This window comes from Sphingobacterium ginsenosidimutans (genome assembly GCF_039536865.1).
GTDB classification, from domain to species: Bacteria; Bacteroidota; Bacteroidia; order Sphingobacteriales; family Sphingobacteriaceae; genus Sphingobacterium; species Sphingobacterium detergens.
Genome location: NZ_BAAAZK010000002.1, coordinates 708426 through 727903, shown reverse-complemented (window position 1 = coordinate 727903; position 19478 = coordinate 708426). Strand labels below are relative to the sequence as shown.

At 41.1% G+C, this 19478-nt stretch carries 12 protein-coding genes; 7 read left to right on the top strand and 5 right to left on the bottom strand.

What is annotated here, in order from left to right:
* Nucleotides 1-252: 252 nt before the first annotated feature.
* From ABFX33_RS02835 to ABFX33_RS02825, 3 genes are all read left to right on the top strand, one after another.
* Nucleotides 253-1368, top strand: a complete 1116-nt coding sequence (locus ABFX33_RS02835) for a clostripain-related cysteine peptidase (RefSeq protein ID WP_346084177.1) — start codon at nucleotides 253-255, stop codon at nucleotides 1366-1368.
* A gap of 365 nt (nucleotides 1369-1733) precedes the next feature.
* Nucleotides 1734-3380 carry a fimbrillin family protein gene (locus ABFX33_RS02830; RefSeq protein ID WP_346084176.1) on the top strand — a complete coding sequence of 549 codons (1647 nt, stop codon included), beginning with the start codon at nucleotides 1734-1736 and terminating at the stop codon, nucleotides 3378-3380.
* Nucleotides 3381-3400: 20 nt separating this feature from the next.
* Nucleotides 3401-4849 (top strand): fimbrillin family protein, encoded by a 1449-nt coding sequence (locus ABFX33_RS02825; RefSeq protein ID WP_346084174.1) that lies wholly within the window; start codon nucleotides 3401-3403, stop codon nucleotides 4847-4849.
* A gap of 136 nt (nucleotides 4850-4985) precedes the next feature.
* Here the strand turns inward: ABFX33_RS02825 and ABFX33_RS02820 are convergent, their stop codons facing one another.
* The gene (locus tag ABFX33_RS02820; protein ID WP_120259534.1) at nucleotides 4986-5984 is read right to left on the bottom strand and encodes a beta-ketoacyl-ACP synthase III; all 999 of its coding nucleotides are present in this window, start codon (nucleotides 5982-5984) and stop codon (nucleotides 4986-4988) included.
* Between the two features lie 305 nt (nucleotides 5985-6289).
* Nucleotides 6290-7729 carry a MocR-like pyridoxine biosynthesis transcription factor PdxR gene (gene pdxR, locus ABFX33_RS02815; protein ID WP_346084172.1) on the bottom strand — a complete coding sequence of 480 codons (1440 nt, stop codon included), beginning with the start codon at nucleotides 7727-7729 and terminating at the stop codon, nucleotides 6290-6292.
* A 221-nt stretch (nucleotides 7730-7950) separates the two neighbouring features.
* Here pdxR and ABFX33_RS02810 point away from each other — a divergent pair, with 221 nt between their 5' ends.
* Entirely contained in the window at nucleotides 7951-9117 is a 1167-nt protein-coding gene (locus ABFX33_RS02810; protein ID WP_346084171.1) for an aspartate aminotransferase family protein, read from the top strand.
* A gap of 228 nt (nucleotides 9118-9345) precedes the next feature.
* Nucleotides 9346-9762, top strand: coding sequence for an NUDIX hydrolase (locus ABFX33_RS02805; RefSeq protein ID WP_120259537.1), 417 nt, complete (start codon nucleotides 9346-9348; stop codon nucleotides 9760-9762).
* A 20-nt stretch (nucleotides 9763-9782) separates the two neighbouring features.
* Here ABFX33_RS02805 and ABFX33_RS02800 read toward each other — a convergent pair whose 3' ends face one another.
* The 3 genes from ABFX33_RS02800 to ABFX33_RS02790 all read right to left on the bottom strand — a co-directional run bounded on the left by ABFX33_RS02800 (nucleotide 9783) and on the right by ABFX33_RS02790 (nucleotide 15012).
* Nucleotides 9783-10316: a hypothetical protein gene (locus tag ABFX33_RS02800; RefSeq protein WP_257093267.1), complete on the bottom strand. Its 534-nt coding sequence runs from the start codon at nucleotides 10314-10316 to the stop codon at nucleotides 9783-9785.
* A 98-nt stretch (nucleotides 10317-10414) separates the two neighbouring features.
* Nucleotides 10415-11662, bottom strand: a complete 1248-nt coding sequence (locus ABFX33_RS02795) for a hypothetical protein (protein ID WP_346084169.1) — start codon at nucleotides 11660-11662, stop codon at nucleotides 10415-10417.
* Nucleotides 11663-11841: 179 nt separating this feature from the next.
* On the bottom strand, nucleotides 11842-15012 hold the full coding sequence (locus ABFX33_RS02790) for an AsmA-like C-terminal region-containing protein (protein WP_346084167.1): 3171 nt from the start codon (nucleotides 15010-15012) through the stop codon (nucleotides 11842-11844).
* Nucleotides 15013-15190: 178 nt separating this feature from the next.
* Between ABFX33_RS02790 and ABFX33_RS02785 the strand changes: the two genes are divergently transcribed.
* Both ABFX33_RS02785 and ABFX33_RS02780 read left to right on the top strand, forming a co-directional pair.
* Nucleotides 15191-16540 carry a sensor histidine kinase gene (locus ABFX33_RS02785; RefSeq protein ID WP_346084165.1) on the top strand — a complete coding sequence of 450 codons (1350 nt, stop codon included), beginning with the start codon at nucleotides 15191-15193 and terminating at the stop codon, nucleotides 16538-16540.
* Between the two features lie 310 nt (nucleotides 16541-16850).
* Nucleotides 16851-19454 carry a zinc-dependent metalloprotease gene (locus tag ABFX33_RS02780; protein WP_346084164.1) on the top strand — a complete coding sequence of 868 codons (2604 nt, stop codon included), beginning with the start codon at nucleotides 16851-16853 and terminating at the stop codon, nucleotides 19452-19454.
* Nucleotides 19455-19478 lie beyond the last annotated feature (24 nt).

Here is a 19478-nt window from a genome sequence, read left to right as displayed (position 1 = left end):
AAATTTTAATACGCCTTCTATTATGTTTGTTTCTCTCAAAAAGACTTCTCCAATATAATTCATCACTAATATATAAATTATAATGCTGCTGTTGTTTAGGATAAACTTTTACAAGAGATGCTTCTAAACCAATTTAATCAAAGAACCCTCGTGACAGATCCTATGTTATGAAATTGTTATCAAAGCACAATAGTAATTGCTTTTATGTAAGTTTGAAATGATCTTGATAGATTTTAGATGAATGTAACTTGTATGCAGCTTTTCCTTTTACATGGGCTTTTGGCTCTTGCTCTTTTCAGTAGCTGTAACGATAAAGAAGAGCTGGCTGTCAAAAGCGGCAATCGTGCTATTTTAGTTTATATGGGGGCCAATAACAATCTGGTCTCGGACGCCTACAATAGTATCAATGCAATGGAAGAGGGGCTAAGCGGTTTGGATGCTGATATCTATGTCTATGCGACATTGGCAGGAACGGCGCCTAAAATCTATAAAATTGTTGCGGATCAAGGGCCTGATATAAAGAGCCAGGTAATTAAATCTTATGAGCCTCATAATTCAGCAAACCCTGCTGTTATGAAGGAAATTCTGGGGACGATGCAAGGCTATGTTGCTGATAGGACTACAGGACTTATATTATGGTCCCATGCGACGAACTGGTTGCCTGATGCACCGGTTAAATTAATGTCTTTTAATAATGATAAAGGACGTAAGACTGACCTGAAAGATCTGGAGTCGATCTTACCTACTGGTCTTGATTTTTTAATGTTTGATGCCTGCTCAATGGGCAGTGTAGAAGTGCTCTATCAACTACGGGATAAAGCTCGATATACCATAGCTTCTCCGACCGAAGTGCTATCGACAAGTATGCCTTATCAACAGGTTTTAAAACACTTGATCAATCCAGACCTTGAAAGCGGGGTAAAGTCTGCTGCAGCATCGTATTTTACATTTTATGATCAGCTATCGGGCCAATATCGCTCGGCGACCATCGCTGTCATCAATAATAGCCATTGGACTGAGCTTGCAGGCGAAATGAAAAAAATATTGATCCAACACCCACTTGGTACCATCTATCGAGAGGGGCTACAGCGATTGGATCTTGATGAAAAATCACTATCGGCAGGGTTTGACTTCCTTGATTTTACCCATCAAAATATAGCTTCTTCGGCAACAGCAGACATTGATCGTGTTGTTGCTAAACTGGTCATTTATAAAGCACATACACCTACATTTTTAGGGAAACCGATCTTAAAGTTTTCAGGCCTATCCTGTTACGTCCCAGACGATCGCAATAAATGGGTGCATCCTTACTATAAGTCCCTACAATGGGCGAAGGATAGCGGTTTTGATTCCTTTGTTAAGGAATAACGACAGGGATAAATAATATCGTCCAGACTCTTGTAATCTCAGGCTTATCCCAATAGCGTATTTTCTATTTTTACCCCCCCCCGGTATTGATTTTTATAAAATTTGTTCTTCGAGCTTTTATGTTGTAGTCTATTGTTAATATTAAGTTATCAATAGGTCGTATTTCTTTATATTATTAATATAAAATTGTTTTTGTATTAACTCTATTTATATTTCTAATGGTTTATTTTACAGCTGTCCATTATAATATATTGCTAGCAGGGTGTTGATTACTGTTTATGAATTTAAAGCAGTAACGATTGCTCCAAAATGTTCGCATTAACCCTCATAAATAAAAGTCAATTTTTAACATAATCAAGTAAATAATGAAAATTAGAAATTTACATGTTGCATCGATTGCTGCGCTCTTTCTATTAGCTACAGCCTGTAAAAAGGATAACACCATTGTGCCGGAAATTGTTAAGGACAATCGTATTGCGGCCCAATTTTCCGCATCCATTGATGGCGATATCCAAACGAAGGCTGCGGAAAGTAAGTGGGATGCCAATGATGCGATCGGCGTTTTTATGAAGACGGGAGATGGACTGACAAATGTACTGTCCGCAAACAAAAATTACAATACAACAGGGGATGGTGCATTTAAAGCTGCAGCTACAGACCAGACACTTTTCTACCCCGAGAACGGGAGTACAGTAGATTTTGTTGCCTATTATCCATTCAAACAACAACTGGTCAATAATAGCTATCCTGTAGACATCGAAAACCAAAGTAATCAGGCTGCAATTGATCTGATGTATTCGACTAATGCGATTGGTCTGAGCAAAACAACCACAGCTGCTAATTTAATTTTCGCCCATCAGCTAGCTAAAGTTCAGATTACGATTAAGAACGGAGCGGGTGTGCCAGATCTGAATAACCTGACGACTAGTATCGTTGGTGTAAAATCGAAAGCCGATTTTGATCTATCTGCAGGTGTCATCAATGTTCAGAACCCAACAGCTACAATTTTGACTAAGACGAGTATTGCTGCTGGTACCGCTGTTTCAGAAGCAATATTGATCCCTACGACCGATGAGACCAATACCAAAGTTGTTTTTGCCATTGGTACAAAAACATTCACCTGGACTCTACCTGCGGGTACAAAATTCGAGAAGGGTAAAAAATATAGTTATGAAATAGAGCTTAAGGGGGCGGGTAGTACAGCTACAGCGGTGGCGCTAAATGCAACGATTACCAATTGGAATACGGTTCCATCCGGAAGTTATAGCCTTGACCAGGAAACGGAGGTCAATCCGCCGGTAAAATATGGTTACATGGAAACTCCGCTTGTAAAAACCGACGATAATATCCTATATGTGGCACATCCCTACCCTGGCAAATCTGATGTACGTAACTATGCCATGTTATACGATAAGAGATATAAAATGGCATATTGGGTCGCCTATCCCATGCATACTTCATACATCGGTGGTTCGGGACGTTCTGATGCATGGGCTTTTGATCCGTCGATCGCTGCAAGCTTTCAGGTTGATTTGAGCAGCTCCTTTGGCAACGGCTACGACCGTGGTCATCAGATTCCCAGCGGAGACCGCACAGCGAGCAGAGACCTTAATGCGACCACCTTCTATTACTCCAATATGACGGCCCAGATTTCATCGATGAATCAGGGAATCTGGAACAACCTGGAACAGCAAGTACGGGTTTGGACCGCACAATGTGACACGCTTTATGTGGTGACCGGAGCAGCGATTACCTCTGCAAACGATCAAAATATCACTTATTTAAAAGGGTCAGCCATTCCTAAATATTATTACAAGGCTCTTGCGATGAAAAAAGGCAATAATTATTACACGATCGGATTTCGCATCAATAACCAGATTATTCCATCGACCAGCAACTATAACAGCTATCGCGTCAATGTAAGTGATTTGGAAAAAGAGACCGGGTTTACATTCTTTCCCCAATTGGCCGGAAACCTAAAAGAAACAATTGACACTAACATCTGGAAATAAATAAGAAAAATAATAACGACATGAAAAATAAAAAAATTCTATCTGCAGCAGCTGTTATGCTGTTTGTTCTGTTCGGCTCGTGTAAAAAAGAAGGGTCGACGGGGACCGGAACTGAAATCGCTACAGGTATCAAATTTGCATCATCAATCAATGGTCAGATCAAAACCAAGGCCGTCAACGACGTTTGGGAAACAAATGATGCAATCGGTGTTTTTATGAAAACCGGTAATGGATTTAGCAATGTGCTCGCTGCCAACAAAAAATACAATACGGCAGGAGACGGACAATTTGCAGCTTCTTCGTCCGATCAGACGCTATATTACCCTGAAAATGGGAGCAATGTAGATTTTATTGCCTACTATCCTTTTAGACAGAATCTTGCAAATACGATTTATTCAGTTGATGTCAACAATCAAAGTAATCAGAGTGCAATAGATCTATTATATGCCAACAACGCTACAGGTCTAAATAAAACAAGTACAGCCGCTAACTTAAACTTTATCCACCAATTAGCTAAAATCGAGTTCACCATTAAAGCAGGTGCTGGTATTACTGATCTGACAGGTTTAAGCGCGACTATTGCTGGTTTAAATACAAAAGCTAATTTTGATCTTGCCACAGGCACGTTGGGAACACAGACCGAGGTAGGTGACATTGTTGCAAAAACCGGTACCGTCAATAATGCTTTAATTTCTGAAGCGATTGTTTTGCCGGTTGAAGATGCCTCAGGTAAAGTAGTGACCTTTAGGTTGGCTACAGGTATTTTCAAATTAACACTGCCAACCGCTACAAAATTTGAGCAGGGAAAAAAATATACCTATGCGATCGAACTGAAAAATGATGGAACAGCAACACCTCAGGCTGTTGCGTTGACCGCGACGATTACTGACTGGAATAATGTCCCATCTGGTTCTTACACAGTTGGTCAGGACGATGAAGTCAATCCGCCAGCAGGTGAGGATAAAGTGCTTGTTACTGAAACTTTTGGTACGGGAACTATATCAAGTACAGCGCGGCCAAAAATAGCGACATACAGCAACTTTGATAACAAGACCCTAAGTTTTACAGATAGCTATGGTACAGCAGACTTACGTACAATTTCTACCTATGGCGAGGGGACAAATGCACATGTCTGGTTACCGGCCAATAAAGATGCTTCACTCATGATTGCCGGAATTGCTGTTTCGGGCTATACGAAATTGAAGATTAAATTTGATGCTGCTGCAAATATCACTGGAACCAATACCGGCAATTTGAATATCATGAAAGTAAAGGTTAATGGTGTTGAATACGGAGTTACAGATCAGCCGATAGTAGGATCTACTGACGGAAATAAATTTTACACATTGGAGGTTGTGGGCAACATTCCTGCCATAGCTAGCAATACGGTTGAGTTTTATGGAGCAGCCAGCGCCAATAGTTTGGGTTTACGTTTGGATAACATTGTCATTACTGGTACAAATAAATAAGAAGAGCTGCTATTTAACGTGATAGATAGAATCTATCTCGCCGAAAAAAATATAAACAAAAAGCGCCAGAAATTGTTTGTTTCTGGCGCTTTCTTTATGTTGTTCCGGTTCTTTAAACAGAGCGGGTTTTGATGGTTTAAATCATCCATTTAAATAGACTTGCTCCCCAAGAGAATCCTGCCCCAAAAGCAGTAAGCATCACTAAGTCTCCAGTATTCAGTTTTTTAATATTCTGCCAGATACACAAAGGGATTGTCGCTGCTATGGTATTACCTAGATATTCGATATTACTAAGTGCTCTATCTTCAGGAATATTGAGACTACGACCAACCGCATCGATGATACGTTGGTTGGCTTGATGTGGAATTAACCAGTTGATATCTTCAATTTTTAAGTTGTTGCGCTGTAAAACAGTATTGCAGGCATCACTCATCGATTGAACAGCATGTTTGAAGACTGTTTTGCCATCTTGTTTGAGAAAACGGTTGTCATTTACGGGTAGGTTGCTGTCGATCGGGTAGAGGGAACCACCGGCTTCGATCTTCAAAAATTCACGTCCAGCACCATTGCTACGCAGGTAGGCATCCATAACACCACCCTCAATTGAAGGTTCAAGCCAAATTACGCCAGCGCCATCTCCGAATAGAATATTAGTAGAACGGTCTTTTAGATCGACATAAGTACTGATGTTATCTGCGCCGACAACAAGCACATTTTTGTAACGTTGTGTCTCCACGAGCGACGAAGCCATATCCAACGCATAAAGGAAACCTGAACAAGCGGCATTGACATCAAATGCCCATACATTGGTCAGCCCCAATTTTTCGAGAATAATATTGGCCGTTGCTGGCATAGGCATATCTGGTGTAGATGTTGCTACGATAAGCGCATCTACATCCCGCAAATCTTTATTATATTGTTTTGCTAGATCCTGAATGGCTTTGACGGCCATGTCCGATGTGGCAAGATTTTCATCCAATATCCTTCGCTCCTTAATTCCCGTACGTTTGATAATCCATTCATCGGAGGTCTCGCAAAACTGCTCTAAATCGGTATTGGATCTTCTGTTTGGTGGGATATATCCACCAACCCCAGTTATTGCTGCATACGGCCTGCTCGGTATTCTTTCAGTCATAAAATAATGTACTCTTTTCTCTCTTTTTCTACAGCCAAATCTTACAAATTAGTCAAGTTGAGATTTTGCGCCGTAAAACTACGGTTAATTTGTACAACTAAAGGCTGAAAAGATAGGTTTTTGACAAAATAATTACGTTTTTGAATAAAATTAACCGTTTTTAACTTTTATCCTATACTATTCTTTTAATCGGTCTTGATCAAGCGAAATTATATGCTGTTGGTGCTGTATTTGTCGAAATTTTAATCTTTTTAATCTTTTCAAAAGATCAAAACGGTCTAGCAATTTTTAGCGTATTAGCGCACTTATCCAGAAATCCGGGCAAGTTTGAGCAGCTCCGCCAAGCCCCTGATTCCCTCTTCGATCAGCTCTTCGGAAATGGATCCATAACCTAGACGCAAGCCACCGTAACTATCGTCTTTATGATAGTTGTCGGGATGGGGAATATGAATGGATTTTTCTTTCAGCTTTTTGAAGAGCAATGTCCAGTCTACCTGATGTTTGAACGCCAGCCAGACGGCTAGTCCACCTTGCGGACAATGGTAACTTACATGCTCTGATAAATGGAGATCCAGTTGCTTGACCATAAAGTCACGCTTGCCTCGGTAATAGTTGGTTGCTTTGCGGATATGTCTTCTTACGGTGCCGTCCTGAATAAGTTCCAAAACAGCCTGCTCCATGATATTATCGCCTTGTATATCGATGAGGTAACGTAGTTGAGCAATAGCTTGCAATAAATGTTCATTTTTGCTGACAAGATAGCCTATACGAAGTGCAGGGGCTACGACTTTGCTCAATGTTCCGATGTAGATCGAATGTTGCAATTCAGCAGCCGAGGCCAGCGGGTGGTATGGTGTGTGATCGAAATGAAATTCGTAATCATAATCGTCCTCGATAATCGTGAATCCATATGCATTGGATAATTGAATCAGCTCTGACCTACGGGCGGGGCTTAACGTAGCTGTTGTCGGATATTGTCGATGCGGTGTAAGGTATACAGCTTTGCTATTTTTTTTATCCTTTAGATGGGGGATCATTTCTTCGACAATGATCCCCTCTGTATCAACAGGGATCTGTATAAGTTTTGCTCCGGTATGCTCGAATATCTTCCAGGCAGCGTGATAGCCAGGAGACTCTACAAAAATATAGTCGTCCTTCTCCAGTAGACATTGTGCAATAAGATACATGGCCATTTGGCTCCCTCTACTGATACATAGATTGTCCAGGGTAATATTCATATTGCGTTCCTGGTTGAGCATGTCGGCTATGGCTTGCCTAAAATCAATATGTCCCCTTGGGTCGGCGTAGCCCATCATCTTCCATCGGGCACTCCGCTTGAAAATTTGCCGATAAGCGCGTCCGAGCTGGTCGATCGGAGCAATCTTGCTGTCTGGATTACCATCATCGAAAATAATGCGCAACGGTGTCTGAAGAGTGGATAGAGGGGGGCTTTTGGTGGAACTTTCAGCTTTGGAAAGCAAAGACGGGAGCTGTTGGGCCACAAAAATCCCACGCCGCTGTTGACTCACGACCCATCCTTCGCTTAGGAGCTGTTGGATAGCTTCAACAACCGTATTACGGTTTAGCTTCAACTGTGTAGCGAGGGCCCTGCTGCTCGGTAAGGCTGTGCCACAAGCCAGTCTGCCTGACTGTATATCAGCGGCAATACTATCTGCCAGTTGTAAATATATCGCCTTGGTGGAAGATCGGTCTATCTCCATCGTCAAATTCCAGGGTCTGAGCATGGGTCAATTTTATTCGGTAATTCACCCAAAGATACAATTGTTCTTTTGGATTGAAACCCTTTACGATGATTCGATCGCACTTGTTGTTCGGGTATTGGGTTTGAGATGAGCTGTTTACTTCTGGTGGTAGTAACTGGACTATTTGCTTTAAATTGATCCTGGACTACCTACAAGGAAAGATTTAATCTGATTTTTGGGTTTAACTAAATCTTGACCATTTGATGAAACCATTTCCTGTATTTGAAAAATTGGATATCCAAATTGAACGTGCGGCTGGCTGTTTCGTATATGACCATCAGCACGAGGCCTATTTGGATATGTATGGCGGGCATGCTGTTGTCGCTGTGGGGCATACACATCCGCATGTTGTCGATAGTACCTTGCAACAGTTGGGCAAGATTGGCTTCTATTCGAATACGATATACAATGACTTGCAGCATCAACTGGCACATCAATTGGGCCTGATGAGCGGATACACCGACTATGCGGTGTTTTTTTCGAATTCAGGTGCTGAAGCAAATGAAAATGCCTTGAAACTAGCCTCGTTTTTTACAGGGAGAAAAAAGGTCTTATCCTTATCTAATGCCTTTCATGGCAGAACCTCCGGTGCTGTATCAGCGACTGATAATACGAGCCTCCGTGCTGCTGTAAATGATAATGGTCATTACTTTTTCAGTCCATTCAATGAGTTGTCCAGTTTGAGAAAACAATTGGAAACCGAGGCATATTGCGCAGTGATTGTGGAACCGATTCAGGGGGTAGGCGGAATTCAGGTCACCACAGATGAATTTCTACAGGAAGTCAGAGCGATCTGTACAAAAACAGGCACCTTGCTTATTCTAGATGAAATCCAATCGGGGTATGGCCGTACCGGAAAGTTCTTCGCACACCAGTATGCCGGAATAAAGGGGGATCTAGTTACTGTAGCGAAGGGAATAGCCAACGGTTTCCCTATGGCTGCGACTATTATTTCTCCTGCTGTCAATCCACTCATGGGGCAATTGGGGACGACCTTTGGCGGTAATCATCTGGCCTGCGCCACTGCAATAGCGGTATTGGAGGTTCTCCGGGATGAAAAGCTGATTGATAATGCGGCGCAAGTAGGTGGTTTTTTAATAAGTGAATTGAAGGATATCGCTGCTGTGGCTGAGGTGAGGGGTAAAGGCTTGATGATTGGTGTAGAGTTTGATGCCGATATACAACAACTGCGACAGGAGTTGCTATTTGACGAGAAGATCTTTACTGGATATGCCGGTGCTTATACATTAAGGCTACTGCCACCGTTAAGCTTTACAATGGAGCATGCACAGATTTTTTTAAGGAGCTTAAAGAAATTGCTTAAAAAAAATAGCCATTATTTCCAAAACCGTTCTTATCACATGGGATAGCTAGTGAAGAACTGTATACTGCAGCCTTTTATGCAAATAAAGGAAATTGCCTATCAGTTGTAATTCGTGAAGAACTGCATGTCGCTTTCCAACGCGGTATTCTATTAATGAACCGTGTCTGAGGGGATATTCTTTTGAATGGGTGAGTTTAGCTTTTTTCTTGTATTAATGACGTCAAAAAAGTAATTTCACAACAGATACTTTAATTAGATAGATACACGGAAGCAGATGTCGACAATTACAAAGGGTTTACCAACAGCCGGATTAATTAGTATAGCGGATAACAAAATATTACTGGCCTATAGCAATAATAAAAAAGCTTGGTACCTGCCGGGTGGTAAAATAGATGCAGGGGAGGATTCATTACAATCACTCCGACGCGAGATTTCAGAGGAATTGAACATAGACCTTGACCCACAAAAGATTTCGTACTATTGCCATATTACTGCTCCAGCCTATGGTATGATCCCTGAGGTGATCATGGAACAGGATTGTTTTCTGTATCCACTTACGGAAACGATACAACCAAGTAACGAAATAGGAGAAGTGAAGTACTTCTCCCATGAAGATTATTTACGCGAACCTATTCAGGTTATCGGTGTGTTGCATGTTTTTGATAGGTTGAAAGCAGATGGCCTGATTTAAGTTAAAGGCCATAGCTATGCTTAAATACCATAGCCCTCATTGGCACAATTGATTGTTTTGGTATTTTGTATTGGATCTATCTTTCCAGTCTTGGTGTTCAATCGCCAAGCTTTGAGGGTCTTGTTGAAATATTCTTTGTCTTCCTCGACAACGCTGATAGCAACGATTTCGCTGTCAAATTTGTTGCCTACCCTACAGTTGCAAAGGCTAAGTTGTTCGTTGGCTTTGAGCTTACGAATATTGATTGTATCCAAGATCTTATATTTTACCTGGCCCTTTCCATTCTCCTTGTCGTCAAGCAGTTCATTTAAAATACAGATCCCGTTTTTATCGCTGGTATAATATCCCGCTGCAAAGCGATAGTCACCACTTGCACTTTTGCTTGCGTCTATTACTGCACCTGATGCATGGGCATAGCTGGCCAATCCCGGAATTTCATTAATCTCCCGAAATATTTTTCCATATAATGGATTTTTCTGATTTTGAACGGTGTTAAAACTTGACCAACTGCAGATGGCCAACAATGCAAATAGTATACTTGTTAAATAACGCATAGCTTCGATTGATTTAAATACAGTATTAAAGATAATAAATATCGTTACATTCTTAAATTACGATATTTATATTTTGTTCATCAACCTGTTAAGAAGGACTATTCATATTTGGAAAAATCTACGGCAAATATACAGCGATTGACTTGACTGCCATTCTGTGCCCCGGCATTGGGTTCGAATTCGGTCAGACTCCAGAGATAACCATAAGTTGCTTCATAATATAGGGATTCGGCACCATAGGGCCATCTGTAACGGACGGTGTTATCTGCGCCATCGCTGTAGCGTGCCAATCTTGCATTGGATCCGTAGGAATTGCTCGGAGATCCTGTGCAGGATAGCCATGTCCGGTTTCCTTTTCGGAATACACCTTGGATTCCATGGGCATGGTTATCAGTAAATAGACTGTTTTTTGGTGTAACTGTAACAATACCTGAGTTTTGGAGTTTACCATCTGCATCAATGGGAAAGCCAAAAACTTGGGGTACGATTGCGGCATCAGCACTGCCGGCATAGTATTGCCCTGTCCAAAATTGGGTTCCTTCATCATTGACTTGAATAGTTGAAAAGGGACTGGCATTATTGATCTTTTGATATCCTATTTGTGGTAATATATACCGATAGTTGAATGCATATAAATTGCCATTGGCATCTTTTCCGCATTTCTCGCTAGTATCATCACCCGTGCTTACTTCAATAATTTTATCAAGATCGAACACCCTGACGCCTAGATTTGTGCTACTCAGGTAGATTTTTCCTTTGAAGTAGGCGATTCCACCAGCATGTACTTTAAGTGGAGCATAAGTGCCATATTGTGTATGGCTTGTCGTTCCGCTAGGAATATCGGGTTGAACCAGAAGGATATGGCGGTAGGTCAGATAGGTACTCGAACTTGGGCTAATGTCGATCAGGGTAATGCGGGAACCTTTGTGCTCAGCATTATTCCGAGCATACCAGCTGACCAAAAGATAACGGACTCCATCTTTTGTGAATCCGGCAATACCCTGTGGCCGCCAGATGGCCGTGGTTTCATCATCACTATTCCACCGGATACCCCGAACCCGATTTTCTTCGGGAATATTGAAGCCATATACCTCGGTGTAAGCACTCCCGCCAATGGCCTGACGGTTTTTGTTTACTTGGGAAGGATTTAGAAAACTGAATCCTGAATTGATATAGGTACTGGTATTGACATAATTGTTGACACTGACAGCTGCAGCAGTTGTGCTCGCTTTAAGTTTCGAAGCTGTTTCAGTTTCTATGGGCGCTGGAGCTATTTCATTTTTCTGACAGCTGACGCTCGCCACTGCAAGCATAAAAATCAATCCAAGTGTTTGTCTTTGAATCATCGTTGTAGGTTTATGTAATCGTATACAATCCGAATAGCAAATAGTTTGTATGCTAATTGCGAAACTAAATGATTCAACTATTATTTGGATAAACGTAATATTAAATCTGTATTACGTTTGTTGTCTTTTTATTTATAGTCTTTATTTTATGGGTTTTAGTATTCCAACCGAAGCCCAACTTATTTTGCAGCCTCTGTTTTTTCTTTTTGGGATTCTTTGTATACTTGGCTATCCTCATCGTCCATGTCCATGTCGAGGTCCTCCTCTTTGTATTTTCCCATTTTAAGTTGAAAATTATCGGCGGTACCAGTGATACGCATCGGGATTCCGAAGATTCCAAATGGTGGCAGTCCAAGTCTGAACCCGAGATTCATCCGTCCATCAAGCGTAACCTGGCCTTCAAATCGTGGTCTGAATCCCATCATCTTCATTTTGGTACGTTGGATGGTCATGACATTGTTCTTGATATGCGATTTGATGACCACTTTTTTCACTTCACCGTCTTTCAATTTTTCTTTTGAGGTGGATTCGCTAATGCCATTCAATAATTTGAAACCTCTGAATTTAATCTGGTTCAAGGTCAGGCTACCCTCACCGACAATGGAAGGCATCACAGGCTGCATATTACCATTTAATAAACCGCCTAATTTATAATCCAGTGATACAAGGCCATGTGCGTTTTTGGCAGCAGTCACCATCTCTCTAAACATTGGTATTTCTTTATAGGCACGTTGAATATCAAAGCTGTCTGCTTTTACGGCGTAGTCGAATGCAGCTCTGCGGGGATTTATTGGTCTATAATTTCCATTCATAGCTGCTTTTAATCCCGCTAGTTCAAAAGTGGTATTGTTGAGCGCCAGTTTGCCTTCTTTGATCTGTAGATCTCCCTTGAAATCTCTGATGTTCATGTTGTTGTAAGAAACATTGTTGACTAAACCTAGCACCTGAACATCAAGATTTTTGGGCAAAAGGACCACACCTGTCTCAGAAGAAGAGGATGCTGCTGAAGGATTATTCGCGAAAACCATGAAATCATCAACGGTGATTTTTTTACTGTTGAGTGTGAACTGTCCTTGTAAAGCGGCGTTGCTATTTGTCAGATAATTGATGATATTATTCATGTAACCTTTTACGGAGATCGAATTTCTGCCGTAGTTGACCAGAAATCTGTCAAAGTTCATTTTCTCCTGATGGAAGCTAAAGTCACCACTTTTGATTGCAATAGGTTGAGGGAGTAGATCTGTCTGTACTTGGATCTTGCCGATGTTGATGCGTCCACTATTATGGAGTCTGGCATAACGGCCGCCGGTGGCATCGCTCTGAAGACCTTTGAGACTGAAATCTGTATGGATAAAGCCATCAACATTGGTTCCGTCCAAAGCGAAAAACTTATAGATAGGACCGAGGTTGAGTTTTCCTTTAGATTGAATGCTATAGTTGATGTTATTGAAATTGCGCAGATCTGCATTTAGGAAAAATGGTTCCCCCGCGAAGGTAAATGAAACGGGTAGTATCTTGACGCTCAAATCACGTAAAGATCCCTTCTCACTATTCACGAAGGCTTCAACATGTATATTTTCCATGGGAATAGGATACTCCTTGGATTTGATAAACCCATCTTTCATCACAATGGAAGTATTGGTTTCCGGAAAAATATTCCGTTTAAGATCAACATAACCTTTTGCATTGAGGTTTACATCGATCAGCCCTGCCAGTTCGATATCTTTGATTGGATAGAAGCTTTTGATATCGGCCAAATTGAATAAGGCTTTGAGATCAGACTGTACCGCAATTTTATTGAAATCTGTTATGGAAACATAACCTTTAATATAATTGCTGAGTGCTTGAATCGAGATGTCGTGAATAGAAATGGATGCGCTTTTCATTTTGCCATCCGGATCTTTTGCTTCGAGACGATAAGCGATCTTGTCAAGTCCTTTTGGGAGATCAGCTAGTTTGAAATGGCCGTCTGTGAGGGTGTTTTTGATATCAAATGTCGGTATGGAAGCGATATACTCCTGCTCGCGTTTTTGAAGACCAACTTTGCGGGTTGCTTTGGCATAGGTTCCGTTGATTTTTGCATCAAGATTCCATCGTCCGCCAAAAGAGAAACCTGGGAATTGTAGTGAAGAATATAATATGCCCAGGTCGAGGTCGCTTTTCATATCCGCATGTACAGTCACTGGATGCAGTCCTGCGATTTGTCCTTTTGCGTTGAAGTAACCTGATGCGACTTTAAAGTCAAATTGTTTCAGGTCAATCTGGAGCGAGTCAGGATTTAATGCCGGAAGATCAATCTTTAATTTTGCGTTCCAGTCTGTCAATGGATTATTGGATTGTTTATAGGCCATATATCCGTTGTTGATGGTTAGTCCCAGGGATAAATCAGGCATCTCATTATTGTCAACAATATAGTCGCCAATTAAATTCACAAATACTTCGGAAGTGCCTTTGACGGATAGATCTTTTATCCATGATGCGTAACTATTGGGAACTAGAGACAGCAATTCACTCAGGGTGCTCTCCTGGGATTTTAACTTGAAATCCAGGTGGTAACCGTGCGATATAAAAGATAATAATCCTCGAAACCGAACTGGTAGCTGGTTTATTTTTATGTCGTTTCGTTCGAATATGAATGATAAATTATCGGTATTGATGCGTGTCAATAAGTTGGCATCAATTGATTTTTTGTCGACATAGAGTTCATTGTCAAAAGAAAAAGAAAAAGCAGCAATCTTGGCTCTGGTATTCAAATCAAAGATATTCGACATCAGATCACCTTTACCCTCGTAGTCCAGATCTTTTGCATCAATCCACAGTGGAATAGATTGGTCTTCGTAATGCAGATTGGTCTTTTCAAATTTAATCAGTTGAAAGGCCAATGCGCTACTCTCGGAATTATCCTTTGTCTTTGTGGAATCCGTTGGTGTAGACTTGTATATGTTGTAGTTGGCGTTACCTAAGGAATCAACCAGAATATTGATCTTCCCCTGGTTAACGATAAACTTGTCAATAATGATTTTTGATTTGAGTAGGCTCATGAGGTCAATCCCAAAGCTTACCTGTTTGGCTGCAAGCAGGGTGTCTTTTTTGAATGGTTCCGAGCCCTTTAACAACACATCATCCATTGACGCAGTCAATAGCGGGAATTGATCAAAGAAGGTCAATCTGACCTTTGTATAGTTGAGCTCCCCATTGATATGCTCGTTTGCTAGCGACTTAACTTTGTCGTTTACTTCTTTTTCGAAGATGTAGGGAATGGATAATATACAAAGAATGAATAGTGTTATGAAGCTTACTAACCCGATAGAGATTCGTTTGGCAAGCTTTAGAAATGTTGCTTTTGACACAGTGTTGTTTTTTTGTGGCTACAAAAGTCCGAAAATTATTGCTAAAGTCCATTGATTGACTGATTTATTTTGATACTACTAAAGAAATATGTGGTTTTTTATTGACAAATGAGTGGGCAAAGTCCTTTCTTATCAGGTAGTTTTGTATTGCTCGAAAATTTTCCTGTATTTTTGCAGGGTGAATTTTCGATTTAAAAATGCGGAACAGAAAAATAGTACCATCCTGATTTTCTGTTTGCTTTTGTTGCTGTTGATAGGTGGGGGACTGCTCGGTATTATCCACCATAAAATAGATCGACTGAATAAAAGAATATTGGTAGATTTTGCCGATGAAAATATGTTGCTGGTGAATAAGCAGCTGGAATTGTTACAACAGGAGCTATATACGTCTGAGAAAAGATTGGTTGATGCCCTACCATCGGGGGATATCCGCCGTGATTCCCTACTTATCCTCGTTCCGGCCAGTCACTTGGATCGTGTCGACAATAAGATGTGGATACTGCTTAAAACCCGTACAATACAACATCGCTTATACCATGTCTATGTCGATATTGAAAAATTAAATGCTTATTTCGCCAATCTCTATTTTGGAAGAAGAGCTTATTTTGAAATATATAGCGATAAAGGGATCTGCATTGTTTCACCTGAAAGCCGAAAATGGGGGCGCCCAAAGGATAGTAATATTATTACACAGGGAAAGATCGTCAAGTCGGATTACCTAAAGTTGGATGTGATGGTTACTTCCTACCCCTGTCCCATTATTTTTGTGGGTGGTGAAATTCGGGTAAGCGTCTTGTTGTTGACTATTGAGGAGGAAGTCCAGGAGGTGATGACTTATAGTATTTTACTTGGAGTTGGTTTGATGCTTGTAGCAATAGCACTTATCTATTTTAATGTGCTTGAGCGGCGCAAAATTCAGCAACTCAAATTAATGGCTTTGCAGCAGGAAAATGAATATACGCAGATGCGTCTGGTTCAATTGCGGCAACAGATCAATCCACATTTTTTGTTCAATACGTTTGGTTCACTTCAATATCTGATCGGTAAGGATAATGATCTGGCCAAGTCATTCGTTGGCAAGATGACCAAGGTCTATCGTAAAATGCTGCGTACGGACGAGTCGGACTGGTCTTCGCTACAAGAAGAACTGGAACTGGCAAAAGCTTATTTCTTTTTGCAGCAGGTGCGTTTTGGAACAGCGTTGAAGGATATGGAGATCTCCATTCCAATGGATGTGATGGGAGCGAAGCTACCACGGTTGGCCTTGCAGATGCTGGTGGAAAATGCGATCAAACATACACGGATTTCGACGGAAAATCCACTTGAGATCCATATTGTTTATCTATCAGACGCCAATATCATCAAAGTAAGCAACAATTGGCAGCCACGACAGGGGACAGAGGTGGAAGGTGAAGGATATGGGCTTAATTACTTGGTATCTATGTATGCCCACTATACGTTGGATGGTTTTGACTTTGGAACAGAAGAAGGTCGCTTTTTTGTCAACTTACCCTTGCTAGATCATTAAAATAGCGTAAAGATAAGTCTGTTGAGCACGTGTTCATAGTTTCGATGCGCGTGTTCATACGTTAGAAATACGGGCTCGTCCCTTTCGTGGTGATTCTGTACAATATTTTTAACAAATTTGGCTTCTGATCTAGGAATTTAATTGCAAGATTAACCTAATCTTATTCGGATGAAATGATCTTCAGCTCAATAGCGCTTGACAAGAGAGCTATCAGGAGTAGATGATCACTACAATGCCATTGAAAAACAAACCGGGTGCAACAAATGCATGTATGCTATTGAAAAACAGCACTCAGAAATAATTATTCTAAATGAACAACACTTATACCAAGCTAGCCCTTAGCCTCTTGTTTTCGGCAGGCCTCATGCAATCTTGTTCTGTATTGCAAACTGTAGGTTTACGAAAAAAAGAGACTGTTACCTCTGCGAAAGATTCTACCGCCAAGAAAGATACGACGATTGCCTATGACAAACTGTTTAAAGACGCGCGCGTGGATAGCGGTATGTTTGGTGTGATCCGAAAAGAAAATAATTATTACTTTGAAATTCCATTGAAAAAAATGGGACAGGATATTCTCCTGATCCAAAAATTGTCTTCCGTTCCATTGGCGTTGAATGAAGCTGGTGTAAATAAGGGAATGAATTATGAAAATAAGGTCATTCGATTTACCCTGCGCAAAGAGAAGAAAGAAGTATGGGTTTCGGAGATTAAACCTCAGGTAGAAGTGCCTAAAGCTGATGCGATTGCCGCATCGGTCTACGATAATTATCGCCCTTCTTACATCGAATCATTTAAAGTCGAAAGTTATTCAAAAGACTCCAGTGCCGTGGTGATCAAAGTCAATAAAGTGTTTGACGGATCGGAAAAGAGCTTTACGGATGTTTTCACTTCTTTGGGCTTAGGTACTTCTCCTAAAACCAGTATATCGACCATCGAAGAAATTAAATCGTATTCCAATAATATCGTTGTGAAATCGGTCCTGTCAACAAAAGTAACGGAAGGAAATGAATCGGTGCCGGTTTCATTAGAGGTTACAAGTAACCTTTATGAACTGCCTGAAACGCCGATGGTGGCGCGTTTTGCGGATCCCCGTATTGGCTTTTTTACATCGCCACGTTGGTACTTTAACGATAAGCAACAGGAACTGGATAAAAAAAATCTGGTTAACCGCTGGAGGCTTGAACCGAAAGATGAGGACAAAGCTCGTTACCTGAAAGGTGAATTGGTAGAACCAAAGAAACCTATTGTTTTTTATCTGGATCCGGCCACACCAAAACAATGGCGACAAGCCATCATTGATGGGGTTCACGATTGGCAGGAAGCCTTTGAAGCAGCTGGTTTTAAGAATGCGATTTTGGCAAAACAGCAACCGGATAGTATCAAATTTGATCCAGATGATGCAAATGTATCGTCTATTGTATACGCAGCGTCAGCGCAGGCCAATGCGATGGGGCCATCTGTAGTGGATCCACGCTCCGGAGAAATTTTGGAGGCGGATGTTATCTGGTGGCATAACGTGATGACGATCCTAAATAGCTGGATGCGGATACAAACAGGTATCGTCGATACTTCGGTGCGATCGAATGTATTCTCGGATGAAAAAATGGCTCATGCCATTCGTTTTGTTTCTTCACATGAGATTGGACATACCTTAGGGTTAATGCACAATATGGGTTCGTCGGCAAGTTTTCCGGTAGATTCACTTCGTAGTAAAAGCTTTACCGCAAAAATGGGCGGTACGGCACCATCGATTATGGATTATGCGCGCTTCAACTACGTGGCGCAGCCTGAAGATGGTGTTGAACAGATTACACCCGTGATCGGAACTTATGACAAATATGCTATCGGATGGGCTTACCGTTGGTATGGCAAAACACAGCCTTGGGATGAAATACCGTTGTTGCGTAAAGAAATTGATGCCCATGTGCATGACCCGATATATCATTACGGTGAACAACAAGATTCCAAAAATATTGTCGACCCACGGGCACAGTCCGAAGATCTTGGTGACGATGCAATGAAAGCCGGTGAATATGGGATGAAAAATTTACGTCGCATGATGCCAAATATCATCAACTGGACCACGAATACGGGGGATGACTATTATCGTGCCGGTAAATTATATATGGGCGTCGTTGGTCAATGGTATGCTTACGCTGACCATGTGCTCAATAATATTGGTGGTATTTATCTTGAAAATGCTGTTTTGGGCGACCAAAAAAATGCATATAGTCCAGTACCTAAAGAGAAGCAGGTAGCTGCACTGGAATATTTAAAGAAAAATGTGTTCTATATGCCGGAGTGGTTATTTGTTCCGGAGTTGATGGCGAAAACTTTCCCTTTAAGAGATTCACCTATGGGACCGTTTGAATATGCACCTTATAATCTGCAGCGCGAATTTCAGTATGCCATGCTTTACAAATTGGTCAACGATGAGCGTCTATTGCGTATGGTCGAAATGGAAAACCTCTTTGGCGACAAGAATGCATGGAGTGCTCCTGCATTTTTGGCCTCGGTACGTAAAGAGATTTTCGCAAAAACGGTCAGTGGGCAGGCATTGGATCTTAAAACACGCATGTTGCAACAGAATTACGTAGATGTACTGATGGTCTCTACGAATAAGTCCATGGAGAAATTAAATGCCAAGAAATTAGCTGGTGTCGAACAATTGATTGAGGGAACTCAACCTAATCTGTGCTTGCATCCGCATCATGCAGCTTCTGCTCAAACAGGTTTACGTAATGTACATGTCACAGGAATGATCCGTACATCGGATATGCTGACCTATAAACGTGCTGAACTGTATGAGATTTACCAATTGTTGAAACAGAAACAACGGACAGGAGATGCCACAACAAAGGCACATTATATGGATCTGCAATTGCGTATTGCAAATACACTGGAATTGAACTAATATATTAACATCTATTATATCAAC

Coding starts and splice junctions, on each gene's coding strand:
- ABFX33_RS02835 (WP_346084177.1), top strand. CDS start 253: ATGCAGCTTTTCCTTTTACATGGGCTTTTGGCTCTTGCTCTTTTCAGT.
- ABFX33_RS02830 (WP_346084176.1), top strand. CDS start 1,734: ATGAAAATTAGAAATTTACATGTTGCATCGATTGCTGCGCTCTTTCTA.
- ABFX33_RS02825 (WP_346084174.1), top strand. CDS start 3,401: ATGAAAAATAAAAAAATTCTATCTGCAGCAGCTGTTATGCTGTTTGTT.
- ABFX33_RS02820 (WP_120259534.1), bottom strand. CDS start 5,984: ATGACTGAAAGAATACCGAGCAGGCCGTATGCAGCAATAACTGGGGTT.
- pdxR (WP_346084172.1), bottom strand. CDS start 7,729: ATGCTCAGACCCTGGAATTTGACGATGGAGATAGACCGATCTTCCACC.
- ABFX33_RS02810 (WP_346084171.1), top strand. CDS start 7,951: ATGAAACCATTTCCTGTATTTGAAAAATTGGATATCCAAATTGAACGT.
- ABFX33_RS02805 (WP_120259537.1), top strand. CDS start 9,346: ATGTCGACAATTACAAAGGGTTTACCAACAGCCGGATTAATTAGTATA.
- ABFX33_RS02800 (WP_257093267.1), bottom strand. CDS start 10,316: ATGCGTTATTTAACAAGTATACTATTTGCATTGTTGGCCATCTGCAGT.
- ABFX33_RS02795 (WP_346084169.1), bottom strand. CDS start 11,662: ATGATTCAAAGACAAACACTTGGATTGATTTTTATGCTTGCAGTGGCG.
- ABFX33_RS02780 (WP_346084164.1), top strand. CDS start 16,851: ATGAACAACACTTATACCAAGCTAGCCCTTAGCCTCTTGTTTTCGGCA.